The sequence below is a fragment of the Kiloniella sp. EL199 genome, assembly GCF_900313065.1.
Taxonomy (GTDB): Bacteria; Pseudomonadota; Alphaproteobacteria; order Kiloniellales; family Kiloniellaceae; genus Kiloniella.
The window spans coordinates 182,493-207,918 of sequence record NZ_OMPU01000011.1 but is presented as its reverse complement, the minus strand read 5'-3'; the positions used below and the strand labels follow the sequence as shown (position 1 = coordinate 207,918).

At 45.9% G+C, this 25,426-nt stretch carries 23 protein-coding genes and 1 other RNA gene; 11 read left to right on the top strand and 13 right to left on the bottom strand.

The features are described 5' to 3' along the window. Nucleotides 1-98 precede the first annotated feature (98 nt). From D9A03_RS14220 to D9A03_RS14190, 7 genes are all read right to left on the bottom strand, one after another. Nucleotides 99-1,760, bottom strand: a complete 1,662-nt coding sequence (locus D9A03_RS14220; RefSeq protein ID WP_120497878.1) for an ABC transporter ATP-binding protein — start codon at nt 1,758-1,760, stop codon at nt 99-101. Further along, entirely contained in the window at nt 1,757-2,824 is a 1,068-nt protein-coding gene (locus D9A03_RS14215) for an ABC transporter permease (RefSeq protein ID WP_120497877.1), read from the bottom strand. Before D9A03_RS14215 ends, D9A03_RS14220 begins: the two co-directional genes overlap by 4 nt. A 3-nt stretch (nt 2,825-2,827) precedes the next feature. Next, nucleotides 2,828-3,925: a microcin C ABC transporter permease YejB gene (locus tag D9A03_RS14210; protein WP_120497876.1), complete on the bottom strand. Its 1,098-nt coding sequence runs from the start codon at nt 3,923-3,925 to the stop codon at nt 2,828-2,830. Continuing rightward, nucleotides 3,925-6,033 (bottom strand): extracellular solute-binding protein, encoded by a 2,109-nt coding sequence (locus tag D9A03_RS14205; RefSeq protein ID WP_120497875.1) that lies wholly within the window; start codon nt 6,031-6,033, stop codon nt 3,925-3,927. The genes D9A03_RS14210 and D9A03_RS14205 overlap by 1 nt, the downstream gene beginning before the upstream one ends. Nucleotides 6,034-6,255: 222 nt before the next feature. Beyond that, nucleotides 6,256-7,668: a sodium/proline symporter gene (locus D9A03_RS14200; RefSeq protein WP_162938163.1), complete on the bottom strand. Its 1,413-nt coding sequence runs from the start codon at nt 7,666-7,668 to the stop codon at nt 6,256-6,258. Nucleotides 7,669-7,779: 111 nt separating this feature from the next. Beyond that, a complete protein-coding gene (gene hisN / locus D9A03_RS14195; RefSeq protein ID WP_120497873.1) occupies nt 7,780-8,571 on the bottom strand; it encodes a histidinol-phosphatase in 792 nt (263 codons plus the stop codon). Nucleotides 8,572-8,707: 136 nt separating this feature from the next. Then, the gene (locus tag D9A03_RS14190) at nt 8,708-9,250 is read right to left on the bottom strand and encodes a cytochrome c family protein (RefSeq protein WP_120497961.1); all 543 of its coding nucleotides are present in this window, start codon (nt 9,248-9,250) and stop codon (nt 8,708-8,710) included. A gap of 248 nt (nt 9,251-9,498) precedes the next feature. Between D9A03_RS14190 and D9A03_RS14185 the strand changes: the two genes are divergently transcribed. Both D9A03_RS14185 and D9A03_RS14180 read left to right on the top strand, forming a co-directional pair. After that, nucleotides 9,499-10,257 (top strand): 3-deoxy-manno-octulosonate cytidylyltransferase, encoded by a 759-nt coding sequence (locus D9A03_RS14185; RefSeq protein ID WP_120497872.1) that lies wholly within the window; start codon nt 9,499-9,501, stop codon nt 10,255-10,257. 48 nt (nt 10,258-10,305) lie between these two features. Further along, on the top strand, nt 10,306-11,154 hold the full coding sequence (locus tag D9A03_RS14180) for a prephenate dehydratase (protein ID WP_120497871.1): 849 nt from the start codon (nt 10,306-10,308) through the stop codon (nt 11,152-11,154). A gap of 75 nt (nt 11,155-11,229) precedes the next feature. On the opposite strand, the gene nudC is transcribed toward D9A03_RS14180, so the two are convergent. Further along, nucleotides 11,230-12,147 (bottom strand): NAD(+) diphosphatase, encoded by a 918-nt coding sequence (gene nudC, locus D9A03_RS14175; protein ID WP_120497870.1) that lies wholly within the window; start codon nt 12,145-12,147, stop codon nt 11,230-11,232. Nucleotides 12,148-12,256: 109 nt separating this feature from the next. Here nudC and ffs point away from each other — a divergent pair. From ffs to D9A03_RS14145, 6 genes are all read left to right on the top strand, one after another. Then, an RNA gene (ffs, locus tag D9A03_RS14170) (signal recognition particle sRNA small type) lies at nt 12,257-12,354 on the top strand. Nucleotides 12,355-12,505: 151 nt separating this feature from the next. Further along, on the top strand, nt 12,506-14,413 hold the full coding sequence (locus D9A03_RS14165; RefSeq protein ID WP_120497869.1) for a DNA polymerase III subunit gamma/tau: 1,908 nt from the start codon (nt 12,506-12,508) through the stop codon (nt 14,411-14,413). Further along, the gene (locus tag D9A03_RS14160; RefSeq protein ID WP_046504075.1) at nt 14,413-14,736 is read left to right on the top strand and encodes a YbaB/EbfC family nucleoid-associated protein; all 324 of its coding nucleotides are present in this window, start codon (nt 14,413-14,415) and stop codon (nt 14,734-14,736) included. Before D9A03_RS14165 ends, D9A03_RS14160 begins: the two co-directional genes overlap by 1 nt. A 10-nt stretch (nt 14,737-14,746) precedes the next feature. Continuing rightward, nucleotides 14,747-15,343, top strand: a complete 597-nt coding sequence (gene recR, locus D9A03_RS14155) for a recombination mediator RecR (RefSeq protein ID WP_120497868.1) — start codon at nt 14,747-14,749, stop codon at nt 15,341-15,343. Nucleotides 15,344-15,645: 302 nt separating this feature from the next. Further along, a complete protein-coding gene (locus tag D9A03_RS14150; protein WP_162938162.1) occupies nt 15,646-16,212 on the top strand; it encodes a hypothetical protein in 567 nt (188 codons plus the stop codon). A gap of 85 nt (nt 16,213-16,297) precedes the next feature. Further along, the gene (locus tag D9A03_RS14145; protein WP_120497866.1) at nt 16,298-17,731 is read left to right on the top strand and encodes a DUF4139 domain-containing protein; all 1,434 of its coding nucleotides are present in this window, start codon (nt 16,298-16,300) and stop codon (nt 17,729-17,731) included. Between the two features lie 30 nt (nt 17,732-17,761). Here the strand turns inward: D9A03_RS14145 and rmuC are convergent, their stop codons facing one another. Continuing rightward, nucleotides 17,762-19,270, bottom strand: coding sequence for a DNA recombination protein RmuC (rmuC, locus tag D9A03_RS14140; RefSeq protein ID WP_120497865.1), 1,509 nt, complete (start codon nt 19,268-19,270; stop codon nt 17,762-17,764). Nucleotides 19,271-19,475: 205 nt separating this feature from the next. Between rmuC and def the strand changes: the two genes are divergently transcribed. From def to truA, 3 genes are all read left to right on the top strand, one after another. Further along, nucleotides 19,476-19,994, top strand: coding sequence for a peptide deformylase (gene def / locus D9A03_RS14135; protein ID WP_120497864.1), 519 nt, complete (start codon nt 19,476-19,478; stop codon nt 19,992-19,994). Nucleotides 19,995-20,070: 76 nt separating this feature from the next. Then, complete coding sequence (gene fmt / locus D9A03_RS14130; RefSeq protein WP_120497863.1) at nt 20,071-21,024, top strand: methionyl-tRNA formyltransferase; 954 nt, start codon at nt 20,071-20,073, stop codon at nt 21,022-21,024. Next, nucleotides 21,024-21,824, top strand: a complete 801-nt coding sequence (gene truA, locus D9A03_RS14125) for a tRNA pseudouridine(38-40) synthase TruA (RefSeq protein WP_120497862.1) — start codon at nt 21,024-21,026, stop codon at nt 21,822-21,824. Before fmt ends, truA begins: the two co-directional genes overlap by 1 nt. Before the next feature lie 23 nt (nt 21,825-21,847). On the opposite strand, the gene D9A03_RS14120 is transcribed toward truA, so the two are convergent. The 4 genes from D9A03_RS14120 to D9A03_RS14105 all read right to left on the bottom strand — a co-directional run bounded on the left by D9A03_RS14120 (nt 21,848) and on the right by D9A03_RS14105 (nt 25,320). After that, nucleotides 21,848-22,423 carry a hypothetical protein gene (locus tag D9A03_RS14120; protein WP_162938161.1) on the bottom strand — a complete coding sequence of 192 codons (576 nt, stop codon included), beginning with the start codon at nt 22,421-22,423 and terminating at the stop codon, nt 21,848-21,850. Further along, the gene (gene dapE, locus D9A03_RS14115) at nt 22,420-23,583 is read right to left on the bottom strand and encodes a succinyl-diaminopimelate desuccinylase (RefSeq protein ID WP_120497860.1); all 1,164 of its coding nucleotides are present in this window, start codon (nt 23,581-23,583) and stop codon (nt 22,420-22,422) included. Before dapE ends, D9A03_RS14120 begins: the two co-directional genes overlap by 4 nt. A gap of 20 nt (nt 23,584-23,603) precedes the next feature. Beyond that, a complete protein-coding gene (dapD, locus tag D9A03_RS14110; RefSeq protein ID WP_120497859.1) occupies nt 23,604-24,446 on the bottom strand; it encodes a 2,3,4,5-tetrahydropyridine-2,6-dicarboxylate N-succinyltransferase in 843 nt (280 codons plus the stop codon). A gap of 202 nt (nt 24,447-24,648) precedes the next feature. Further along, nucleotides 24,649-25,320, bottom strand: coding sequence for a pyrimidine 5'-nucleotidase (locus D9A03_RS14105; protein ID WP_120497858.1), 672 nt, complete (start codon nt 25,318-25,320; stop codon nt 24,649-24,651). Between the last annotated feature and the right edge of the window lie 106 nt (nt 25,321-25,426).

Below are 25,426 nucleotides of genomic sequence, written 5' to 3'. Positions count from 1 at the left end.
GGCAATCCGGCAACAAAAGTTTTTTATTCCGCCGAGGGTTATCCCTGAAGAAATATTTCTCATAAATCACAAGGATTTATAATTGTAAATAAGACTTGCTAGGCGCTTATCGCTTCTTGATTAACAACCTCAAGATCAAATGCAGCTTTGATTAAAGCCTGTGTATAGGCGGTTTGTGGAGCTTCAAAGATTTCTTTGGCGGTACCTGTCTCGACTGCTTTGCCGTCTTTCATCACGATGACATTATCTGCAAGTGTGCGAACAACCTTTAAATCGTGGCTAATGAAAAGATAGGTAAGATTGTGTTTAACTTGTAGATTGCGGAGCAAATCGACAATCTGTGCCTGAACTGACATATCAAGTGCCGAGGTGGGTTCATCCAATACCAGAAACCGGGGCTTCAAGACCATGGCGCGTGCGATAGCAATTCTCTGCCGCTGACCGCCTGAAAACTCATGAGGATAACGGTGGCGGTTTTCCGGGTTCAGGCCTACTTCGTTCAAGGCCTCGATAATCAATGCTTCTCTTTCTTTAGCGTTGCCGCCCAGTCGATGAACTTTCAGGCCTTCTTCTATAATCTGTCCTATAGAGAGACGGGGACTGAGTGAGCCATAAGGGTCCTGAAAAACAATTTGCATTTCTTGCCGAAGCGATCTGAGCTTTGACCCTTTGGAATTGGCAATGGATTTACCGTCAAAACGAATTGCGCCTTTACTTGATATCAGTCGTAAAAGGGCGAGCCCCAGAGTCGTCTTTCCCGATCCTGATTCGCCAACAATGCCAATTGTGTGTCCCTCTTGCAGGGTAAGAGATATACCATCAACCGCTTTGATGTGACTGACAGTTCTTCTCAGGATGCCGCGTTTAACGGGAAAGTGAACTTTGATATCTTCACAGGCCATGATTTCTGGTGCGTCCAGATTACTCTCGACAGGTTTTCCCTGGGGTTCTGCTGCGAGTAATTTTTGAGTGTAAGGGTGCTCTGGGCGTGAGAAGATTTTTTCGGTCGTGCCTTGTTCGACAATTTGCCCCTTGGTCATGACGCAAACGCGATCAGCCATCTTTCTGACGATGCCAAGATCGTGTGTGATTAACAGAATAGACATGCCCAGCTTTTCCTGAAGGTCTTTCAAGAGTTCAAGGATTTGTGCCTGAATGGTGACGTCCAGTGCTGTTGTTGGTTCATCTGCGATCAAAAGATCTGGTTCATTGGCGAGTGCCATAGCAATCATGACGCGCTGTCGCTGCCCGCCAGACAGTTCGTGTGGATAGGATTTGAGACGGCCAGCGGGATCTTTGATGCCGACCAGCTTTAGAAGTTCCAGAGTTCGTTTCCGTGCTTCTATCTTCTGCATGCCTTTATGTACAAACAGGACTTCGTTAATTTGTTTTTCAATTGTATGCAGAGGATTTAACGATGTCATGGGTTCCTGGAAAATGATCGAAATCTTGTTCCCACGGATATCCCGCATGGTCGCATCGTCTGCACCAATAATTTCTTTGCCCCTGTATTTTATGGAACTTCCTTGTGGGTGTTGAGCTTGGGGATAAGGGAGCAGTTGCAAGATGGACAGTGCACTGACAGACTTTCCAGATCCAGACTCCCCCACAAGAGCAACGGTCTGCCCTTCCATCAGCTTGTAGGTAATGCCAGCAACGGCATCGACGGTTTCATTTTCTCCGTGGAACTGCACCGAAAGGCTGGTGATGTCCAAGAGAGCTTGTTCTTCTTCGCTGGAACGATCGACGATAACACTCATGAGCGATCTCCATTAAAAAGCTTTCTGGGATCAAAGGCATCGCGCACTGCTTCGCCAATAAACACCAGAAGGCTGAGCATTATCGCGAGCGAAACAAAGGCTGTTAAGCCTAACCATGGCGCCTGAAGATTTGCTTTGCCTTGCGCAAGTAGTTCACCAAGCGATGCTGACCCCGCCGGAAGTCCTAAGCCAAGAAAATCTAGCGATGTCAGACCTGTAATTGCTGCGGTCAAAGTAAAGGGCAAAAAAGTGAGTGTTGCAACAATCGCATTGGGGAGAATATGGCGATACATGATCATTCTATCGCTGACCCCCAATGCCTTTGCAGATCTGATATAATCATAGTTTCGAACTTTGAGAAACTCGGCCCTGACGACACCGACAAAGCCGACCCAACTAAAGAGCATTAAGATCCCCAGAAGCGTCCAGAAACTTGGAACAAGAACGGAGCTGACAATAATGAGAATATAGAGTGTCGGCAGGCCACTCCAAATTTCAATAAATCGCTGTGCAACGAGATCAAGGATGCCCCCGAAATAGCCTTGGATTGCCCCGGCTGTTACACCGATAACGGCACTGATGGCAGTTAAGAGTAATCCAAATATAATTGATATTCGCATACCGTATAGAAGGCGCGCAACAACATCCCGGGCCTGATCGTCTGTCCCGAGCCAGTGATCAAAATCTGGGGGAGAAGGGGCCGGTGTCGGCAGCTTGTAGGCAACGGTTTTGTAGTTGTATTGAATTAAGGGCCAAATCATCCATCCCTTTGCCGAAATTAAATTCTGAACATAAGGGTCGTGGTAGTCTGTTTCAGTTTCGAATTCGCCACCAAAATGAGTTTCTGGTAGTGCCTCTATAATAGGAAAGTAAGGTTTGTCGTCATAAAAGACGACAATAGGTTTATCATTGGCAATGATTTCTGCGAACAGGCTCAAGCCAAAAAGAACGATAAAGATCCAAAGAGACCAATATCCACGACGGTTTTTCTTGAAATTCTGCAACCGTCTTTGATTCATCGGGGCGAGTGTTATGCCAAATAATTTTTGAGTATCACCTCTCATCGATTATCCCTCCCGACTTTCAAAGTCAATTCTGGGGTCGACAAGCATGTAGGCAAGATCACCAATGATGTTCATAAGCAGTCCAACAAGAGTGAAGAAGTAAAGAGTGCCAAAAACAATGGGATAGTTTCGATTGAAAACCGCTTCGAAGCCAAGGCGGCCTAGGCCATCCAGAGAAAAAATAACTTCGATTAAGACTGAGCCTGTGAACAAGACACCGATGAAACTGGCTGGGAAGGCTGCGATGACGATGAGCATGGCATTGCGAAATACATGACCGTAAAGCACACGGCTTTCTGTCAGGCCTTTTGCCCGTGCTGTTGTAACGTATTGTTGGCCAATTTGATCCAGAAACGAATTCTTGGTTAGCATGGTCAAACTGGCGAAACCTCCGATCACCATAGCTGTGACTGGCAAAATGATGTGGTGCAGATAGTCGAGTATTTTGTTAGGCGTAGAAAGCTCATCCCAATTATCTGATGTTAACCCGCTAAGGGGAAAAATTGTCAGATAGCTGCCCCCGGCAAACACAACGAGCAGGAGAACAGCAAAGATAAATCCGGGAATGGCATAACCAACAATAATGACGCCACTGGTCCATATATCAAAAGAAGAGCCGTCACGCGTTGCCTTCTTTATACCAAGGGGAATGGAAATCAAGTAAACAAGTAATGTGGTCCAGATACCCAGAGAAATAGAAACAGGCATTTTGTCGATCACGAGATCAACAACTTTTCGATCATGAAAGAAGCTCTCGCCAAAATCGAAAGTTAAATAGTTGCCCATCATGACGATAAACTGTTCGTGCAAGGGCTTATCCAGACCAAATTGTGCCTCTAGTTCTTTGATGAGTTCCGGGTCCAGTCCTTGAGCACCTTTATACTTACTGGTGTTTGAGGCTTCCGTATCACTGACAGGCGCCAGATCATCTTTGTTCTGGGTTATACGTTCTGAGATCTCTGCTCCTTGCCCTGACAGCTTGGCAAGTACCTGTTCTACAGGGCCACCCGGGGCAAGCTGAATGATGGCAAAGTTCAAAACCATGATCCCCAGAAGTGTCGGGATCATCAATAAAAGTCTGCGAACAATATAGGCCAACATTAGATTTGCCCCCTGTTACGTCGACGTCTTCGTATGAGCCAGCGGCCAATAATCAAAAGGCTGATACCCAGTGCATAGGGACGCCAGTTATCCTTTTTGAAAAAAGCATCGGGATCGACAAAGATTTGAAAGGTGAAAAACTCTTTCAAAGTTTCGGGATTGAGGCCCAGTTTTTCGAAATTATTTAAAAAGGTATCAACAATTAACGGATCAAAGAACGGTTCATCATTCTTGGGTGATTCTGCAACAGGTGTTTCATCGGTTTCTATTGCATCATTTGCTTGTCTAAGCTCGTTCTTTGCCATTGATTCCATCAATGCAGCTTCTTTATCGCTATCAAACCACCAATAGGATGTACTGGTTCCGCGCCAAGGCGTTATCTTAGGGCGTGAATATTTATCCCAATAAAGCACGCGATCATCCTCGGTATGGAATTGTGGAATAACATAAAATCCCCAGAGCAATACTCGATCCAGTGCGCGGACAGTGGCCACCAATTCTTCTCGATTATCGACATTGGCGATGGCTTCGACCAACTCATCAACAACGGGATCTTTGATACCAGAAAAATTACCACTCCCCTTCTTATCAGCAAGTTTACTCGTCCAGAAACCGCGTTGTTCAGTGCCGGGACTAATACTTGTTGAAAGTTTTATTATTGTGATATCAAAGTCGAAATCTCTAATTCTGTTCGTATACTGTGATCTATCAACAAGGCGAATACTGGTGTCTATACCAAATCTATTTAAGGTCGTGACAAAAGGGAGAATAGTTCGTTCCATGCCTTTGGATGAAATAAGCATTTCAATAGACATTTGTTCCCCGGTTTTCTCATTCACTAGTTTTAGGTCTTTGACAACCCAACCTGCTTCGGCAAGAAGCTCGAAAGCTTTGCGATAGTTGTGTCGCGGCCAACCACTCCCATCAGATGTCGGCACATGAAATGTTTCGGTGAAAAGATTATCGGGCACTTTGCCGCGATACTTTTCAAGTATTTCCAACTCGCGACCTGTGGGAAGTCCTGTTGAGGATAATTCAGAGTTTCCAAAATAGTTTGTTGTGCGCGTAAGAAGGCCATAAGACAAATTTTTATTAGACCATTCAAAGTCGTAAAAATAACCGATAGCTTCTCTGACTTTAGGATTTTTGAAAATATCTCTGCGAGTATTTAAGAAGAAACCCTGAATTCCCTGAGGACGCTTATGAGGGATTGATTCTTTTTTTAACCAACCTTTGGTAATGGCAGGAACATCATAATCCTGTGCCCAGGCGCTTGAAGAGCGTTCGTTTCGATAGTCGATTTCCCCAGATTTTATTGCAAGCTTGATAATGTCAGAATCTGGATAATAGGTGGTTTTTATCTTGTCGAAATTATCCTGTCCCTTGTTTACGGGCAGATCTTTCCCCCAGTAATCTTTTACTCGTTCTTGGACCACGTACCGACCAGCTTCAAAGTCTGTTATTTTGTATGGGCCGCTTCCCAAAGGAGGCTCTAGTGTGGTTTTGGAAAAATCTCTGTCTTTCCAATAATGTTTGGCAATAATTGGTAAGGATCCGGCACGAATAGGAAATTCTTTGTTTCCGGGTTCTCCTGAAGTAAATTTAACCTGATTATCCCCGACCTTTTCGGCCTTTTCAAGAATGGCAAAGAAGTTTTTTACATAAGGTCCGGCGTCATTACGTATGGTTTCCCAGGAAAAAATAACATCGTCGACAGTTATGGGAACACCATCGTGCCATCTTGCTTCGGGGCGCATGGTAAAGATTACCCAAGATCTGTCCTCGGGCCATTCAAGGCTTTCTGCTATGAGCCCATATTCACTTGCGGCTTCATCGGCACTCGCGACCAAGAGGCTCTCGGGCGTAAAGCCCGGACCGGGAACACCTTTGATGATATAGGGGTTAAAACTGTCAAAAGTGCCCTCGCTAGCAATACGAATTTCACCGCCTTTGGGGGCATCGGGATTTACATACTTAAAATGAGTGAAATCGGCTGGGTACCCCGGTTCCCCATGAATCGCGATGCCGTGGGATTTTGTCGTTTGTGCGGTAGCTGAAAACGGCAAGAGGACGCAGAGGACAAAGTTGACCAGAAAGAGTGCGCGCATCGTCTTGTCATAACCCCCGGAATGTCTGTTTAGAGGGCGAAGGCCCCTACGTGGACAGTTTGAGGTGTTTTGGTTTTATGATCAAGGACTTCGTTAACCATTTTTCGTACCTCAAACAAAGTTGAACGAGGATAGTGGCAGGTGAATAATGAAAAATGGTTAACAAACCCAATTCAATTTAATGGAGAGGGATGTGCATTAAGACTGATTAATTTCCTGAGATTAAGCTTCAGACTGCTCTTTGGAGGACGAGGAAAAAGGCAAAGTCAGCATATAAACGCCTAGGGCCGCGATGATACCCGGAAAGCCTTCATAAACCGTCGTATTTAAACCCATTTCTCGCCATAGGAGGGCAACGCCCATTCCGACTGCCATCATAATCAATAGAGTGGTTTGAGAGGGCCGGCAACCAAGTGCCAAGACAATGACAACTGGCCCAATAGAGCAGGCCAGAGCAGACCAGGCAAAAATAACAAGAGTAAAAACATTCGCAGAGGCGACAAGTCCCAAAACGAGAGACAGGATAACGACGATGGCTGTTGCAATGCGTCGGGCGCCAATACCGCGGCCAACAATCTTGAAGTCTTCACTTAAAACAGCCGAACAGCTTAAAACCTGACTGTCAGCTGTGGACATTGCAGCTGCGAAGACGCCACCTATGATGATTCCAACGGCAAATCCGGGTAAAAGGACATCAGCTAACATAGGTAAAACCAGCTCGGCATCTAAAGAGCTAGTATCTGGTATGTATAACCTCGCAGCTAAACCTACTGTGATTGAAATCAACAGGAAGACACCGCTCCAGGTAAAATAAATGACGCCGGTTTTGCGAATGTGGTCAGGGTTATCTAACGCCATAAACCTCACCATAATGTGGGGTTGTCCCACAACGCCAATCCCATTGAAAAGCCAGCCGAACCCAAAAAGTGCCATCGCTTCAAAAGACCCGAAGCGCTCGCTTCCCAAATCCAGGAAAGAGGGAGACACATTGTTTAGGGCCTCATGAAAAGGAACGAGACCTCCATTGGCGATGATGGCCGAAACCAGAAGCAAAGCCATGGCAAACATCATCAGGATGGATTGCCCAGCATCAGTCCAGATCGAAGCTCTTAACCCACCTGTAAAGCAGTAGGTAAGTATGACACCGGCGCCGACAACAGAGCCGATATAATATTCCCATCCAAAGAGGACGTGCAGAGCCTTACTACCAGCATTGAACTGTGCCGCGGCATAGGTAAGAAGGAAAACGAGCGTAATAAGAGCTATAACAACCCGAAGAATACGATAATTCCCGCCGGGCCAAAGGGATAAGAGTTCTGCAAAACTTAAAGCACCTGTTCGCGCTGTGGCCTCACTAACCTTCTTGTGAACAAAAAAGAAGGCCAAAAGATCTCCGAAAAAGAACCCGAAGGCAATCCATATCGCAGAAAGACCATGAGTATAAACATAGCCCATCAATCCAATAAATATATAGCCGCTATACTTAGTCGCAGCAGCAGAAAGTGCCGTTAGTAGAGGAGAGACATTCCCTCCCGCAAGTAGATAATCTTGTTTTTCAGGAGAAGATCTTCTCGAAGACCAGATGCCAATAACGGCAAACAAAGCCAGACATAGTACAAAGCTTATGATGTCCATCAAAGAGATCCTCGCAAATAACTCAACCATCCAACATGTGTAAACATGAACAATAAATACTATTGTTGCAAAAAAAGCTTACACAGGACACAGATGCTAGAAAATACCTGACTAGATCATTTTGCAGACTTCCTGATGTACGCGAACATCGCCGGCTGCAATGACTTTTCCATCCGAGTGCATACCAAGGGCTTTACCTTCCCAATCCGTCATGATGCCACCTGCACCAGTCAAAATAGGAACTTGCGCCAGAAAATCATATACACCCATACCTGCCTCAACAGTTAGGTCAATCAACCCACTGCTGACGAGGCCATAGTTATAACAATCTCCACCAAAGAGAGGCATTTTGGTGTTTTTACGAACCTTGTCGAATTTTGGAAACTCATCTTCTTTGAACAGGTGGGGCGAAGTGGTTGCAATTGTAGCGTCTGATAGCTTGGCGCAATCGCGTGTTGTTGCTTCGGTGATACCCCTGAAGTCCTTAAAAAGGGTTTTATGTCCTGTTGCCCCGATCCAGCGTTCACCCAGAACAGGCATCGCCAGAATGCCCATAACAGGTTGGTTGTTTCGTAAAAGAGCCACGAGAGTACCGAAAATTGCGTGTCCGGAAATAAAACTCCGGGTGCCATCGATTGGATCCAACGCCCAGACAAATTCTGCATCAAGTTTTTCAGAACCATGTTCCTCGCCAACAATTCCATGATCGGGATAAGTTGCGTTGATGAGATCCCGCATGGCACTTTCGGCATTTCTGTCTGCTATCGTGACAGGGGAAGCATCACTTTTCCCTTCGACATGAAGAGGCTGTCTGAAGTGTTTAAGGATTACGTCTTGCGCCGCGTCGCAAAGTTTTTCGCCAAGTTGAATAAATTCATTGGGGCAATGGAAATTGGAACTCATTGTATAGGAATCCTGTTTGCAATTTGATTTAACACGCAGTTGTCAAATTTTGCTTTTCGTAGCGGTACATAAATAAAGGCAAGATATAAAAAAGGCGATCCGTTGGATCGCCTTTTTTGAATGCAAATTATTCAGCTTACTCTGGCAGAGCCGCTGGATTGTCACTTTGCTCTCGCAGGAAGGCGATCAGGTTCGCGCGGGCGTCAACTTTTTTGAGTCCGGCAAAGCTCATTTTCGTTCCCGGTGCAAAATCTTTTGGCTTGGTCAGGAATTCGTTGAGAGCTTCGTAATCCCATGTTTCGCCATTCATTGCAGTTAGAGCATCGGAATAGGGATATCCACCAACTGATGCGCGTTGCGCGCCCACAATGCCCCAAAGTGCAGGGCCTAATTTATTTGCGCCACCACTTTCAACCGTGTGGCAGGAAGCACATTTCTTAAATCCTTTTGCACCGGCAGCAACGTCGGCAGAAGCAAGAAGGGCGCTTACAGGTTCAATAATCGGGCCAGCAGGGGCTGTAGATGCTACTTCAGCACCGCTATCAGCGACTTCAACTTTATAGGCATTTTCTTCCAAGTCTTTTGGTTGGTAGAGCATGTTCGCTGCAAAACCAGATGCCATTAAGATGATGCCGGCAGTTAGTACTGAGGCAAAAGCCTTATTATTCTCTAAAGACATTCTTCCTGACCCTTTGGGCTTATATTTGAATTTCCGGCAGACAATAGCGTTCTGAAGCCAAGCATTCAATAGTTTCAATTGATTTTTGCCAAGCTTAAGCAGATTTTTTGAATAGTTATAGTGAAAAAAGCGCAAAGCACTTTGTTTAGAAGCTTTTTCTTAACTATGTTAGCGCGAAGAAAAGGATTCTCTCTATCAGCCAAGCAAAAGTGAATCCGTGGGTTAAACTCAATTGTTAAAGGCCTTTCATGTCCTGTCCTCAAAATCCTGTTGTTCTAATCCCTGCGCGCATGGCCTCTTCGCGCTTACCGAATAAACCCTTGGCAGATATTGCAGGTTTGCCGATGATTGCCCAGTGTTATAAACGTGCTGTCGAAGCTAATCTTGGGCCTGTTGTTGTTGCCTGTGCGGAACAGGAAATCGCGGATGCAATTGAAAAGATTGGCGGACATTCCGTTTTAACGGATCCCGATCATCCTTCAGGTTCGGATCGGATTTATGAGGCTTTGCAAAAGTTTGATCCAGCAAACAAACATGACGCCATCATCAATGTTCAGGGGGACTTGCCAACTGTCGAGCCGAGATTGATCCGGCAAACGTTCGAGCTTTTGGCAACGGAAGGCGTTGATATTGGGACCTTGGCAGTTGAGATTTCAGAATTGGCAGAGCGAAATAATCCAAACGTTGTTAAGGCTGTCGCTGGTTTTGAAGCAGGGCAAACGGTTTCGCGCGCCCTTTATTTTACAAGAAGCAAAGCACCTTGGGATGAGGGTAATGATGATCAACCTCTCTATCACCACATTGGTATGTATGCCTACCGTAGGGAAGCATTGGAAAAATTTGTCACTTTGCCAGCATCACCTTTGGAAAAACGCGAGCGATTAGAGCAACTTCGGGCGTTGGAAGCCGGAATGCGTATTGACGTTGCGCTCGTTGACACTGTTCCGCTTGGGGTTGATACTCCTGCGGATCTTGAAAAGGCGAGACAGATTCTTGCTGGATCCTGAGGCTGTATTGCCGAATATGATGAACGATATATTTTAGGGCCTAGACCAATGACCGATGCTGATAATCTGATCGCCTTTCAAGGCGTCAAAGGTGCAAACTCTGACATAGCCTGTCGAGCGGTATTTCCAGACATGGAAACACTGCCATGCTATTCGTTTGAAGACACCTTTGCAGCGGTTCGAGATGGTAGAGCCCGTCTTGCTATGATTCCCATTGAAAACTCTAGCGCAGGACGTGTGGCTGATAATCATCATTTGATGCCAGAATCGGGATTACACATCATTGGTGAGCACTATCAGAAAATTGAACATCAATTGCTCGCCCCCAAAGGTGCGACTCTGGAAGGGTTACGCCAGGTTCACTCTCATGTTCAGGCCTTGGCACAATGTCGGGAATTTTTGCGCGAACACAATATCGAGCCGATTGTTGCCGCGGATACAGCAGGGGCTGCTGAACAGGTATCTTTGTGGAATAACAAAGATGTTGGTGCGATTGCGACTTCTATGGCGGGTGAAATATACGGCCTCGATACACTGGGTACAGATGTAAACGATAATGCAGATAACACGACACGCTTCTTGATTATGGCGCGGGACCCGATTGATCCGGATCCCAAAGACGGTATGGTGGTAACCACTTTTGTTTTCAAAGTACGGTCAGTTCCGGCTGCACTTTACAAGGCACTGGGTGGCTTTGCGACAAATGGTGTGAACATTACCAAGCTGGAAAGCTATATCACGGATGGTAGCTTTTCAGTGGCGCAGTTTTATGCCGATGTAGAAGGGCATCCTTCAGAGCGTCTGGTTCGACTAGCTCTTGAAGAATTGAGCTTCTTCTCGAAAGAAGTTAAGATACTAGGTGTTTATCCTGCCAATTCTTTCAGGACACAATCCTGAACCTCAGATTTGCATAACGATTTTAGATCAAAGAAAAGCTGGGTTTGTTGTCCAGCTTTTCTTCTTTTGGTGTAATTATTTTTCTTTCAGCCAGTCATCGACAAGAACGCGTGAAATAGAGTCTTTGCGCGGAAGGTTGAAAGTTTCGTCCTCAGGCGAGGCAAGGAGTTCATCACGATGGAACCACTGGGCTGATTCAATTTCATTTGAATCCAAAACCAAGGGATCGTGGCGAGATCCTTCGGCCGTAAAGCCAACCATCAAAGACGCAGGGAAAGGCCAGGGTTGGGACGAATGATAGCGAACATTTCGAACTGTAATACCAACTTCTTCTTTCACTTCTCTGATGACAGTTTGTTCAAGGCTTTCTCCGATCTCCAGAAAACCAGCCAAAACGGAGTGTCCTCCCGCGCGCCATCCTGCGTTGCGGGCAAGCAGGCACCAGTCACCATCGGTAACGCGCATGATCACGGCAGGATCAGTGCGCGGATAATGTAGCTTGCCACAGTTGCTTCCTGTACATTCCAGTACATGTCCCCCTTCTGTAGAACGGGTTGGGTTACCGCAATGCCCACAGAAGCGATGATGCTTATGCCAGTGGCTTAGACCGCGAGCATAGGCCATAATCGCGGCATCATCGTGATTTAATAGCGACCAGTGATCCCGTAAATCCAGGAACGTTCCTTGTGAAAGTTCTGGTGCTGCTTCGCTGTGCGGTAACATAGCTGCAAGAATTGGTTTGTCATCTTGAAGGCCGAGGAAAACAACTTCCTCTGCCAGATCCAGAATTTCTCCGGCATCGCTTGCTGGGATAAAAAGAGGATCAATATTATTCAGATTGTCTTGAGACGAGAATAGCCCCATGTGGCGCCAGACGATGGTAACCAAGCTATTTGGAGAGCTCCGGTAGCTTTGCAGCGTATCAGGATGAACGCGCAAATGGGCCGCACGATCAAGTTTAGAAGAGGTATAGATGTGTAATTTTGTGGTCATGGCCAGAGGGTGTACCAGAGAAGCCGATCTGTAAACATTTAGAGTGTACGAAAATTAATTTCCTGCAAAAGGGCTTGCGTTCGAGGCAGAGAAGTCCGATATAGGGGGCGAGAGGTTGGCTATGGGCGTAGCGCTCGCCAACCCGGTCAGGTCCGGAAGGAAGCAGCCGTAACGAGTTTGCCGCGGGTCGTGGTTCAGCCTCTCACCTTTTATCTTGATGCTAAGTTACTGTAATAGCGAGCTTTTGGCTCGTTTTTTTATGCCTGATTACCTCTTTTTCAAGAACTTTGCTGTGGATGATTGCCTTGATGCTTCAATGGGGTAAAGTGGGGTTAATCGAGATAAATTTAGCAGTAGTATGAGCGATATTTCTACAGAATCAGCGGACTCGGAAAACGAATCCACCGCAGCTTATCAGGTCTTGGCGCGAAAGTATCGACCTGCCTCTTTCAGTGATCTCTATGGTCAGGACGCACTTGTTCAAACAATAACGAATGCGATTGATACAGATCGTCTGGCCCATGCGTTCATTTTAACTGGTGTTCGCGGTGTTGGGAAGACAACATCAGCCCGTATCATTGCCAAAGCGTTGAACTGTATCGGTGTCGATGGACAAAGTGGCCCGACGGCTGATCCATGTAGTGTATGCGAGAGCTGTACATCGATTGCGCAAGATCGTCATGTTGATGTGATGGAAATGGATGCGGCGAGCCGTACTGGCGTGGGTGACATCCGCGAGTTGATCGAATCTGTACGTTATCGCCCAGTCTCTGCGCGCAAGAAAGTATACATTATCGATGAGGTTCACATGCTTTCCAACAGTGCCTTTAATGCATTGTTGAAAACACTGGAAGAACCTCCTGAGCATGTTGTCTTTATTTTTGCGACGACAGAGATTCGCAAAGTACCTGTAACCGTTCTCTCACGTTGTCAGCGTTTTGATCTCAGACGTTTGGAACATCAAGAGCTGATTAAGCTTTTCACAATGATCCTTGGGAAAGAGAAAATCGAATTTGAGCAAGAAGCCATTGGTCTTCTTGCTCGTGCTGCCGATGGTTCTGCGCGTGATGGATTGTCACTTCTTGATCAGGCAATTGCCCTCGGAGGGGGGGAGAAGATCGAGAGTGAGCCCATTCGCCATATGCTTGGTATGGCAGATCGGACCCGAATTTTCGATCTTTATGATGCGTTGATGCAAGGTGATTGTCCGGAATCTTTGAACATTTTGTCCGACCTTTATAACGGGGGGGCTGAACCTCTTGTTGTAATGAAGGACCTATTGGAACTGAGCCATCTTTTGACCCGTGCCAAACTGGTTCCCCAAACTTTGGAAGCACCGGGTATCCCCGAAGCCGAGCGCGTTCGTGGTGGGGAGATGTGCGCAAAGCTTTCCATGCCTCTTCTGGCTCGAACCTGGCAAATGTTGCTGAAGGGATTGGGAGAAATTCAAATTGCACCTCATCCGTTGCAAGCAACCGAAATGGTTATTATCCGTTTGGCTTATGCGAGTAACCTTCCAACCCCGGGGGATCTCATAAAAAAGCTCCAGGACGCTCCAGCGGGTAACGCCCCTGCTGGTGGCGTCCAAAATAAAGCTGGCGGCCAAGGCGCGACAATCTCAACGGGTTCATCAAAATCTGTGCGGGGGATAGCAGGTACTGGTCAGGCTGTGGCCATGGACCCGGGTGTCGCGGTCTCATCAGGTGCGGCAACAAAACCGGAACTGGTGGTGGATAATACTTCCCCGGATGTCGAGTTTGAAGAAGAGGTTTACGCATCACCAAAAACCTTCCGGGATGTTATTAATCTGGCCCGAGACCGGGGCGAGAGAATCTTGTCTGCTTATTTGGGAAATGATGTTCATCTGATTCGCTTTATCCCGGGCGAAATAGAGTATAAACCTGCTGAGAATGCGCCCCGTGATTTATCTGCAAAAATCCAACGTCATTTGAGCGAGTGGACGGGAGAAACCTGGAAAGTTACCGAAACGGCTAAAGAAGGCGTTGATACTATCCGGGCGCAGGAAAAGCAGATCAATCAGGCGCTTGATGATAAGGCGATGCAAGATCCGCTTGTTTTATCTGTCCTCAAATTATTCCCGGGCACGAAACTAATCAGCCGAAAAGGCTTGATGCCTGACAACTATGTAGTAGAAGGCGTGGATGAAAAGTCCTTGATTGATCAGATCATGGACCCAGATATGGAAGATCCGGATCTTGATGATGCGGAATTACTACAGCGCCTTAATAATGGAGATGAAATCTGATGAAAAATCTGGCCGGCTTAATGAAGCAAGCTCAGCAGATGCAGAGCAAAATGGCGGAAATGCAAGAAGCGTTGGCTGACTTGGAAATCGAGGGTGCTGCCGGTGCTGGTATGGTCAAGGTAGTTATGAGTGGCAAATATAATCTCCGTTCTATCAAAATCGATCCATCGCTTGTTAATGCGGATGATGTCGAAGTTCTTGAAGACTTGATTTTGGCTGCTGTGAATGATGCAAGTTCAAAAGTCGAAGCGACCACACAGGAAAAAATGCAGGACGTGACCGGCGGTCTTAACCTTCCTGCTGGCATGAAATTACCTTTCTAGGTCTGCGTGCATGGCTAAAACCGAGATTGATCGCCTGACACAGCTTCTTTCGCGCTTACCGGGACTGGGGCCCAGGTCAGCGCGAAGGACTGTGCTTTTTTTGATGAAAAAGCGCGAGAGTTTGATGTTACCGCTGGCCAAAGCAATGACTGACGCTGCCTCTAGCATTACAAACTGTCAGACTTGCGGTAATCTCGACACAGAAAACCCCTGTGCCATTTGTCAGAGCCCGAAAAGAGATCACAGTAAAATCTGTGTGGTTGAAGAGGTCGGTGATCTCTGGGCTTTGGAGCGAAGCGGTGCCTTTAAAGGGTTGTATCACGTCTTGGGTGGAACATTATCCGCCCTAGATGGGCGTGGTCCGGCACAACTTAATGTTAATCAGCTGTTGGATCGAGCTGGTGAAGCGCATGTGCAGGAAATTATTCTTGCTCTGAGCGCCACAGTAGATGGACAAACGACAGGACATTATCTAACCGAATGTCTGGCCGGGTATGAAGTTGATGTTTCCAAATTGGCCCACGGAGTACCTGTCGGGGGAAGTCTGGATTATTTGGATGATGGAACTCTTACTGCTGCGTTGAAAGCTCGGCGATCAACGAGCTAAATCATTTTAAGAGACCTCAGCAAAACTCTACAGCGGTTACGTTCATTATAAAACTATGAGTTGATTTGCATAATTTTTGCCAGTTGGCTCTCATTTGTTCTCTTTTTGATCTTGATATGTTTGCGTGAATTAACTCGTGCCAAATACTATTTCGGTTTTTTTCTCAGTGTGGATCGTTTTGCTGAGGTCTCTTTAATAAATAGGTTATCGTTTTATTGAACCTCAATTAGTGATTGCAAGCAGATATAATACTCATTACGACAATAGATGCCGAAGTTTGTCTATTATATTTGTGGGGTTACATGTCTAAAATTGTATTATCTTTATCAGGAGTTTCATTATTAGTTCTCGCTGCTTGCCAGACGACAGGCAATAAGGAGTATTGGAGCGATTGGGAGTCTATTCCACATCATGAGGCGATGCTGGAATGGGAACCTTCCAAACCGACCGAACTGTTTGCCAGAAAATTATCTTACAATGGCGCTTATCAAGAACATTGGGAATGGAAAAACGGTTCTCTGTTTGTTGAAACTGCTGGTCATGCATATCATTTTCGCGAAGAAACATCCCCTCAGAAATTTGGCACCTTTATGGAAGGGTGGAACGCATTTAAAGAAAGTGGGAAAAAGATTTCAGCCAGTGATGTTCGAACTGTCCGAAACAAATATGGTAAGTTTTATTATGCGGATGTGAAAAATGATGCCAATCAAGAGTGTTGGACATTTCTGCAATCTATACCCGAGAAAACTGTAGCTGGATTTATCGAAACAGGGAAACCAAGCGGATATCTTTCCGGGTACGAATGTGGCGCCAATCGTCCTTCTGAGAATGAGATCATGGACTTTTCCAAGAGCTTTTCTTTCTCATAGTTTTTAAACCTTAATGGTGACATCTTCTTGTCCCAATCTGATGGTACTGTTGATACTTCTATTATTACCTTGCTAAGGCGCAGAGATGACTATTATTTCTAAATTTTTACAAACAAGCTATCTTGTTGGTGCAACTGTTTTGGCGAGTAGTAGCCTTGCGGTTGCCCAGGAAATTCCAATTGGCGAAGATGCTAATCAATCTACCGAGTTGGTTTTCTACAGTAATAATCTAGGGCAAGTGAGTCAGACACGCCGTAGTAAATTGTCAGCTGGTGGCAGTACTTTGGCATTGGAAGATGTCAGCCCGCATCTTTTACTTGATAGCCTTTTCATTGCCGGAGAGGGGGTTCGTGTTCGGGAGCAGCGTCTCGATCAACAAATCCTCTCTCCACAACGATTATTGGAAGCCTCTTTAGGTAAAACCGTAACCTTGATTCGTACCAATCCGGAAACGGGCGAAGAACACGAATTAAAAGCAGATGTATTGGCTGTTCGTGAAGGTGTCGTGCTCAGGATTGACGGTAAAATTGAAACCGGGGTTTCGGGACGTCTAGTATATGATTCAATTCCCGAAGGTTTAAGGGCAGGTCCTACACTACTTGCTGTTATTGATAGTACAAAGGGTGGGGAGAAAGATCTTAAATTGACTTACCTGACTGGTGGTCTGGATTGGCGGGTCACTTATGTTGCGGATCTGGATCCCACGGGTGAGAAATTATCATTGAAGGCGATGGCAACTTTGACAAATCAAACAGGCGTTGAGTTCGTTGATGCTGATGTTCGATTGGTCGCTGGTAATGTCCAGCGTGTTCAGCCTGCCCCTGCGCCACGGATGGCAATGATGAGCGCAGAGAGCGATATGATGTACTCAAAGGCAAAAGCTGTAGCGCCTCAACGACAGTCTGTGGCTGATCGGGATGTCTATCGCCTACCGGATAAGATTGATATTGGTGGCGTCGAAACAAAACAGGTGACGTTGCTTGAAAATGATGCTGTTGAAATTGAAAAACGTTATCGTTTTCGACAGTTGATCCAACCCTATCCCGGTGCGGATGAAACAGGCCGTCAGCAAGCTGACATTGTTTTGAAAACAGAAAACACGGACGATAAAGGGTTGGGGCAACCACTTCCCGAGGGCACGATCCGCGTTTATCAACAGGTTAAAGACGCAAATTCATCCATTTTCATGGGTGAAGAGCATATGAGAGCAGTCCCCAAAGGCGAAGAGGTTGAATTGGTTATTGGCTCTGCCAATCAGGTGACCGGAAGCGGCAAGCAGCTATCCTATGAAAATCTCTCTCGTAGTAGCTATCAGCTTACCCAGGAAATTACTCTAAGGAATAGTGGTGACAAGGCAGTGTCTGTTGACGTTGTCGGAAATATGCCCCGAAACTGGAAGATTTTGAACGAAAGCCTCAAACATGAGAAAAAGTCGGCGAACAAAATTATCTGGACCCTTGAAATCCCTGCTGAAGGTAAAGCCTCTTTTGACTATAAACTTCGGGTTTCTAATGAGTAGATCTTTAATTCAGCATCATGAATGATTGACCTATCGATCAGACAGATCATCAGCGAGAAGTGTTTGTTCTGCTTGCTGAATATCTCCTGAATCGTCACTTTCCAGAAACTCTGTCAGATTGCCTGGCAGAGTTTTATTGGTTTTTGCGCCCATTTTTTGAAGTTGATCAACCTGCTTGACGATATTGCCTCGGCCATTGGAAAGTTTTTTGAAGGCTTCATCATGGCTATGCTGGGCTTTGGTCAGAAAATCACCCACTTTGTTCAAATCTTCTGCAAACCCAACAAACTTGTCATAGAGTTTCCCTGCTCTTTCGGCAATTTTCTGAGCATTCTGGTTTTGATCCTCATAACGCCAGATATTTTCGACCGTTCTCAGGGCGAGCAATAGCGTGGAGGGGGTCACGATGACAACATTCTTTTCCAAGGCTTGTCCGACCAGATCGGGCTGACGCTGAACAGCAGCACTGAAAGCCCCTTCGATTGGCATAAAGAGCAGGACGTAATCAAGGGAACGAATAGTTTCCAGATCGTGATAGGATTTTTGCGACAGGTCTTTGACGTGATTTTGGATCGACGTGACATGTTCGGAAAGGGCAATGCTTTTTTGATCTTCATCTTCAGAGGAATGAAACCGTTCGTATGCGGTCAGGGATACTTTTGAATCAATCACAATGTCTTTGCCGTTGGGCAGGTGAACGATGACATCAGGGCGATAACGTTTTCCTTCTTCTGTATTCATCGATTGTTGAACGTCGTATTCTCGCCCTTTACTCAGGCCGGACTTCTCTAGAACCATTTCCAAAATCATTTCGCCCCAGGCGCCCTGGGTTTGGCTTTGTCCTTTGAGCGCCTTGGTCAGATTATTGGTATCTTCGCTGACTTGTTTATTCAGGTCTGCCAGTCTTTGAACTTCTTTATGCAGAGAAAAGCGTTCTTTTGATTCCTTGTCATAGGTTTCTTCAACACGTTTCTGAAAACCCTGAATATTTTCTTTCAAGGGGTTTAAAAGCGTTTCCAACCCTTTTTTGTTTTGCTCGGTAAATTTCTGTGACTTCTCGTCTAGAATTCGATTAGCGAGGTTTTCAAACTGTTCAGTAAGTTTTATTCGCGCTTCGTCGAGAATCTGTAGCTTCTCTGTTTGTGCTTCACGTTCTTTCGCGAGCATTGTCCGCATTTCAGCTTTTTCAGCGTCTAATCGCGCCATCAGATTTCGTAAATTCAGATTGTCCTGTTCAAGAGTTTTTATTTGATCGGTCAATTCCGGAATGCGCGATGCTTTCTGTTCTTCAGTGGCAGCACGAGTTGTCGCATCGATATAGGCCTCGTGTAATTCTTCACGCTCCGTGCGTAGTTTTGTATATTCAATCTGTTGCTTTTCCAGCTCTTGAGAGAGTTCTTGCTTCCTGTCTGCAAGGCTTTGGTTTAACGCACCAAGTTCAGATACCTGCCCTCTGGTTTTAAGGTTTAAAAGAAGACCGATAATAAGTGCGATGCCGAAACCGGCAGTGCCGCCAATCAGGAGAACAGTGAGATCCATAGGTTATCCAATTGAGTGTAAAAGAGCATTTCGCGATTCGAGGATAAGTCTAACATGGGCTTGTGGACTTAGTCAGTAGGGGCTTTTGCCTCAGGCTTTGCTTGACCTGACGGCAATGAGGCAATACCTAAGAGAAAAGAGCTGAAGCTTATCAATTCAGAGGCATCAGCATATCAACTTCAATATGTGAAAATAGCGAGAAATCATGGCTATTCTTGATATCGTCATTGCCCCGGATCCGGTTTTGAAGACCGTTTGTGAGCCTGTTAAAGAAGTGAACGATGAAATTCGTGAGCTACTGACCAATATGTTGGAAACAATGTATAAAGCACCGGGTATTGGTCTTGCCGCTTGTCAGGTTGGTGTGACCAAGCGGGTTATTGTTGTTGATGTCAGTGATGATAAAGAAGAAAATCAGCCTTATTGCATGGTAAATCCTGAAGTTACATGGGAATCAGACGAATATTCGGTTTATCAGGAAGGCTGTCTTTCTTTACCGGAACAATACGCTGATGTGGAACGTCCGACCGCCATCAAAATGACCTACCTTGATGAGGCAGGAAAAAAGGTTGAGCTTGAGGCAGATGGTCTTTTGGCAACTTGTATCCAGCACGAGATTGATCATCTTGATGGCGTGCTTTTTGTCGATCATATCTCAAAGCTAAAGCGTGGCATGATCATGAAAAAATTAAAGAAAGTCATTGCGGCCAAGGCTGCGGGATAACAGCCTGCTTCGTGTTCATCACTCCCACAATCGGACTTTTCAAAATAGCACGATCAAAGAAAATAAGGAATATGGGATGAAACCATTACGCATCGTTTTTATGGGAACCCCGGATTTTTCTGTTCCTTGTTTACGGTCCCTGGCGGAAAACGGGCACGAGATTGTTGCTGTCTACAGTCAACCGCCGCGCCCGGCAGGACGAGGCCAGAAAGAGAAGCTATCACCTGTTCATGCTTACGCTGCTGATCAGGGGTGGCCCGTGTTTACACCCAAAACATTCAGAAGTTCTGATGTTCAGGACGCTTTCAGAAATCATAACGCTGATGTGGCTGTGGTGGTTGCCTATGGCTTGATCCTGCCGACAGAAGCCCTTTATGCACCGAAAATGGGATGTATAAATGTACATGCCTCGTTGTTGCCGCGTTGGCGCGGGGCGGCACCTATTCAAAGGGCGATAGAAGCTGGTGATGCTGAAAGCGGTGTCTGTATTATGCAAATGGTTGAAGAGCTTGACGCTGGCGATGTTATTCTCGAAGGTCGGATTGATATTACATCCACAACAACGGCATCCTCGTTGCACGATGCGCTGTCTGCTCTTGGAGGTAAGTTGATTGTTGAAGCTCTTGGCGGACTAGAGAGTGGTGCTTTGGTGCCGACCCCTCAACCCGAAGACGGCGTAACTTACGCTCAAAAATTATCTCGTGATGAAAGCGAATTGGATTGGGGACAACCTGCACAAAACCTTGAACGTAAAGTACGTGCCTTGACGCCGTGGCCGGGCGTACATTTCACTTATCAGGGGGATCGTTTTAAGGTTCAGGAAGTTTCTTTTGTTGAGAGTGCTGGAAACCCTGTGCCGGGAACTTTACTTGATAATGATCTATTGGTTGCCTGTGGCAAAAATGCTCTGCGGATTGAGAGATTACAGCGTCCGGGTAAAGGCGTGATGGATCGAAAGGCATTCTTGAATGGGTTTCCTCTCAAAAAGGGAGTAAATTTATCTCAAGTATCTGAGGTTAAGGGCGAATAATGCCTCGCTATAAGCTTACCATTGAATATGACGGAACAGATTTTTTTGGCTGGCAACGCCAAAAAGAACAGATCTCTGTGCAGGAAGTCTTGGAAGACGCAATCTTCAAATTCAGTGGTGAGCGTGTACAGATTTTTGCTTCGGGACGGACTGATAGTGGTGTGCATGCCCTTGGGCAGGTTGCATCTGTGGACTTGGAAAAGGATTTTCCTGCTCACAAAGTCAGGGAAGCGATTAATTTCCATCTTCGCCCGGCCAAGGTCGCCGTGTTGGACGCAGAGTTTGTCGATGATGATTTTCATGCACGATTTTCTGCGACGGAACGCAGTTATCTCTATCGCATCATAAACCGTCGGGCGCATCTTGTTCTTGATCATAATAAAGCGTGGTTCGTTCCCCAGAAACTGGATGTGCAGGCAATGCATGAAGCTGCTCAGATTCTGGTCGGCGTTCATGATTTTACGTCTTTTCGTGCCAAGGATTGTCAGGCGAAATCACCGGTGAAATCCATTAACCGGATCTCTGTTACACAACATGGTGAAGAAATTCGCATCGAACTATCTGCCCGCTCATTTCTTTATCATCAGGTGCGTAACATCACAGGATCTTTAAAAAAGGTCGGGATTGGAAAGTGGACAAAAGAAGATTTGAAGCGTGTCTTGGAAGCAAAAGATCGTGGTCAGGCTGGTGAGATGGCTCCAGCTTGGGGACTTTATTTTGTATCGGTTGGTTTTGATCCTTTATCTGAAGATGATGGCGCTTATGACCCCACTGTTGGGAAAGAGCCAACAACGCAGTAATCGTTGATCTTCAATTGATATACTTACAAATACATCATGTTCTGATGAAGGGCGAGTATCGCTTGTGCGAGAACAATGTTGAAAAAGACAAAGGCTGTGGCTGAAAACCAACCTGTTTCTAGAGTTGTTTTGGTCATATAGGCTTGTGTTGCCAGAATATATAACAGGCTTATCAAAGAGAGAAAATTACCCAAGGTATCGGGCAAAAAATTGCTTTGTGTAAGGATAAACAAGAGATGAAAAATTAAAGATTGCCATACTTGAAGCCAATTATACTGGATTATGAAAGTACCAAATTGTTTCTCTTTTTTATGTAAGACTAACAGCAAATGCATCATGACTGGATAGGCAATCCAGCTAATGATGTAAAAAAGTGAATCAATAAGTAACAGGGCAAACAGATCTATGGTTGGCGCTGTTTCCAGTGGCCGGGTAATAGTTAGATAGATTGTGCTGGGTAAGCAGAGAACTGCGGCAAAAAATGATTTCCAAAAAAACTCTGGTGTAACAGATGTTGGAATTATTTGCGCGCTGTTAAAGCGCATATATTGTAGAGCGTTACTGAGACTGATTTTTATTTCTGCGAGAGTTGGGATCACGCTTTGAAATATCCTCGTAGCATCGTTTCATAGATTTTGGATAAATCTTCCAGTTCCTTGACTGTACAGTGCTCATCCACTTTGTGGGCAGTATCGTTCAAGAGGCCAAATTCAGCAACTGTCGCATAATCTTTTATAAATCGTGCATCTGATGTTCCGCCGGATGTGCCCAGTTCGGTTTTTACGCCAGTAACATCCAGTATGGAATTGTCGATTAGATCGCTGAGTGGACCTGGCGGACATAAAAAGGATTCTCCAGACACGCGAATTTTCAGATCGTAGTCAAAATCTGCCCTGTGAAGACGTTCCCTTACCCAGGTTTCGACTTTTTGCGAGGTGTAGAGATCATTAAAGCGCACGTTAAAATTGGCAGTGATTTCTGACGGAATAACGTTTGTTGCAGGATTTCCCACATCAACACTTGTTAGCTGAAGGCTGGAAGGTGGGAAGTGTTCTGTGCCACTATCCAAGGGCTCTTGCAATAAATTGTGCAGCATGTTTATCGTGGGGTGCAGCGGGTTGCTGGCCAGTTGCGGATAGGCTGTATGTCCTTGAATGCCGCGAACAGTCAGTGCGAAGTTCATCGATCCACGGCGACCAATTTTGACCATATCGCCGAGAACATCATTGCTGGTTGGTTCACCGACAAGACAGACATCCATCTTTTCGCCTTTGTCAGTCATCCAGTCGAGAACTTTGCGGGTACCGTTCAGGCCAAGACCTTCTTCGTCTCCTGTAATGATCAGGTTCAGCGAACCATTCAGATTCTGACCGTCAGGAGAGTTCAAAAAGCGGGTTAATGCTGCGACATAGGCCCCAATTGAGCCCTTCATATCAACTGTACCGCGTCCAATCAGTTTCTCGTTAACCACGGTTCCGCCAAAGGGATCAACACTCCAGGCGTTTTCATCTCCGACAGGGACCACATCGGTATGCCCTCCGTAACCAAATACAGGCCCACTCTTTCCCAAGCGGGCATAGAGGTTATCAACGCCGTAGGTTTCCTCACAGCTAAAGGGAAGACGGTAGCATTCAAACCCAAGCGGTTTTAAAAGTGATTCCATGAGATCGAGAGCCCCGCCTTCCTCTGGCGTAACAGAGGGACATTGGATCAGTGCCTGACTGACTTCAAGGGCAGAGGCAGGGTTCTCGACAGTCATTGATTTTCGCTCCGGTCGGGTTAGTCGCGCAAGAGATCGTTGATGGATGTTTTTGAACGCGTGCGCTCATCAACACGCTTAACAATAACAGCACAGTAAAGATTTGGTCCTGGTGTTCCATCCGCAAGAGGTTTGCCAGGAAGTGTACCGGAAACAACCACAGAATAGGCGGGAACGCGACCCATGAAAATTTCACCGGTTTCGCGGTCAATAATTTTGGTGGATGCCCCGATGTAAACGCCCATGGAGAGGACGGAACCTTCTTCGACAATAACACCTTCGGCAACTTCGGCACGGGCGCCAATGAAGCAGTTATCCTCAATAATGACCGGGCCAGCCTGTAGAGGTTCCAAAACGCCGCCGATACCTGTCCCACCGGATAGGTGAACATTCTTTCCAATTTGAGCACAAGAACCAACAGTTGCCCATGTGTCAACCATGGTACCGCTATCAACATAGGCACCAAGATTGACAAAGCTAGGCATCAGGACAGCACCTGGGGCAATATAAGCCGAACGGCGTACGATACTGCCGGGAACGGCACGGAAACCTGCAGAGGCAAATTGCTCGCCAGACCAGCCTTCAAATTTAGAAGGAACTTTATCCCACCAGTTTGTTGATTCGCCCGGCCCTCCCGCAATAAGGGACATGTCGTTGAGGCGGAATGATAACAGGACAGCTTTTTTCAGCCATTGATTAACAATCCAGCCGTCGGGGCCTTTTTCAGCGACACGACGTTGGCCTGAATCCATAAGCATAAGAGCTTCATCTACAGCTTCACGAACTTCACCTGTTGTTGCGGCGGTTATCTGGTCTCTGTTTTCCCAGGCACTTTCAATGGTATTCTGGATATCAGCGTTCATATTGATATGTCCCATCGTCGATTAATTATAGGATTGAGCCCTCACGGCTTTGGAGGGGACAATGCGGCAGAGCTTATTCCCTTGTCAAACGCTTACAGGCCCTGAAGCGGATGTTATACGATTCAGCCACTTAATCGGCCGACTAAAGGTGCGATACTTCAACTGTTTCTATCGCATTCGTTGAGAATGATTTTTTCAATTTTTATAAAGCATTCAACCATTTAACGAGATCATCAGTGTGGTGATGAATGAAATCTGCAACTTTACCTTCTTCATCCGTAGCCCCAACCGATGCCCAGTCAATATCTGTTTTAATCCAGACGGTCGTCATGCCCATCTCGGCAGCAGGTTTCAGATTCTTGGCGGAATCTTCGAAAAATACTGAACGCTTTGGATCTATGCCATGTTTTTTGATGATATCGTCATAGGGAAACTGTGCTGGCTTTGGAATATAGTCAGCATCGGCAATGTCATAAATATTCTCAAAATGATGGCGAACACCCAAACGATCCATCACGTTTGCAGCATGGATGTTGGATGCATTTGTGAAGATAAGCTTTCTACCGGGTAAATTGGCAAGAGCTTCGCTGAGAGCTTTGTTGGGGGAAATCACGCCAAAGTCGATATCGTGTACGTAATTCAGATAGCAGTCAGGAGCCAAATCGTGATTGACCATAAGACCTTTGAGCGTTGTCCCATATCGATGAAAGTAATCTTTTTGAATTTTTTTAGCTTCAACAGGATCAAGATCCAAAAATTTCTGTATGAAACTTCCCATACGTTTCTCGATTTGTCCGAACAAATTGGACGAAGCGGGGTAGAGTGTATTGTCGAGATCAAATAGCCAAACATCTCTGTCGTCTAAACTTGCCATTTTGTTACTTCCAAACTGTCAAATGTTTCACTTTCCAATAGAGAATGCCTAGTAAGATTTTTGCTATTAGCCAAGAAAGAATCGCATTTGCATATTTAAATTTTAC

Coding starts and splice junctions, on each gene's coding strand:
- D9A03_RS14105 (WP_120497858.1), bottom strand. CDS start 25,320: ATGGCAAGTTTAGACGACAGAGATGTTTGGCTATTTGATCTCGACAAT.
- truA (WP_120497862.1), top strand. CDS start 21,024: ATGCCTCGCTATAAGCTTACCATTGAATATGACGGAACAGATTTTTTT.
- D9A03_RS14150 (WP_162938162.1), top strand. CDS start 15,646: ATGTCTAAAATTGTATTATCTTTATCAGGAGTTTCATTATTAGTTCTC.
- D9A03_RS14165 (WP_120497869.1), top strand. CDS start 12,506: ATGAGCGATATTTCTACAGAATCAGCGGACTCGGAAAACGAATCCACC.
- D9A03_RS14215 (WP_120497877.1), bottom strand. CDS start 2,824: ATGAGAGGTGATACTCAAAAATTATTTGGCATAACACTCGCCCCGATG.
- D9A03_RS14220 (WP_120497878.1), bottom strand. CDS start 1,760: ATGAGTGTTATCGTCGATCGTTCCAGCGAAGAAGAACAAGCTCTCTTG.
- fmt (WP_120497863.1), top strand. CDS start 20,071: ATGAAACCATTACGCATCGTTTTTATGGGAACCCCGGATTTTTCTGTT.
- D9A03_RS14185 (WP_120497872.1), top strand. CDS start 9,499: ATGTCCTGTCCTCAAAATCCTGTTGTTCTAATCCCTGCGCGCATGGCC.
- D9A03_RS14200 (WP_162938163.1), bottom strand. CDS start 7,668: ATGGACATCATAAGCTTTGTACTATGTCTGGCTTTGTTTGCCGTTATT.
- rmuC (WP_120497865.1), bottom strand. CDS start 19,270: ATGGATCTCACTGTTCTCCTGATTGGCGGCACTGCCGGTTTCGGCATC.
- hisN (WP_120497873.1), bottom strand. CDS start 8,571: ATGAGTTCCAATTTCCATTGCCCCAATGAATTTATTCAACTTGGCGAA.
- dapD (WP_120497859.1), bottom strand. CDS start 24,446: ATGAACGCTGATATCCAGAATACCATTGAAAGTGCCTGGGAAAACAGA.
- D9A03_RS14145 (WP_120497866.1), top strand. CDS start 16,298: ATGACTATTATTTCTAAATTTTTACAAACAAGCTATCTTGTTGGTGCA.
- D9A03_RS14160 (WP_046504075.1), top strand. CDS start 14,413: ATGAAAAATCTGGCCGGCTTAATGAAGCAAGCTCAGCAGATGCAGAGC.
- D9A03_RS14205 (WP_120497875.1), bottom strand. CDS start 6,033: ATGCGCGCACTCTTTCTGGTCAACTTTGTCCTCTGCGTCCTCTTGCCG.
- nudC (WP_120497870.1), bottom strand. CDS start 12,147: ATGACCACAAAATTACACATCTATACCTCTTCTAAACTTGATCGTGCG.
- D9A03_RS14210 (WP_120497876.1), bottom strand. CDS start 3,925: ATGTTGGCCTATATTGTTCGCAGACTTTTATTGATGATCCCGACACTT.
- dapE (WP_120497860.1), bottom strand. CDS start 23,583: ATGACTGTCGAGAACCCTGCCTCTGCCCTTGAAGTCAGTCAGGCACTG.
- def (WP_120497864.1), top strand. CDS start 19,476: ATGGCTATTCTTGATATCGTCATTGCCCCGGATCCGGTTTTGAAGACC.
- D9A03_RS14180 (WP_120497871.1), top strand. CDS start 10,306: ATGACCGATGCTGATAATCTGATCGCCTTTCAAGGCGTCAAAGGTGCA.
- recR (WP_120497868.1), top strand. CDS start 14,747: ATGGCTAAAACCGAGATTGATCGCCTGACACAGCTTCTTTCGCGCTTA.
- D9A03_RS14190 (WP_120497961.1), bottom strand. CDS start 9,250: ATGTCTTTAGAGAATAATAAGGCTTTTGCCTCAGTACTAACTGCCGGC.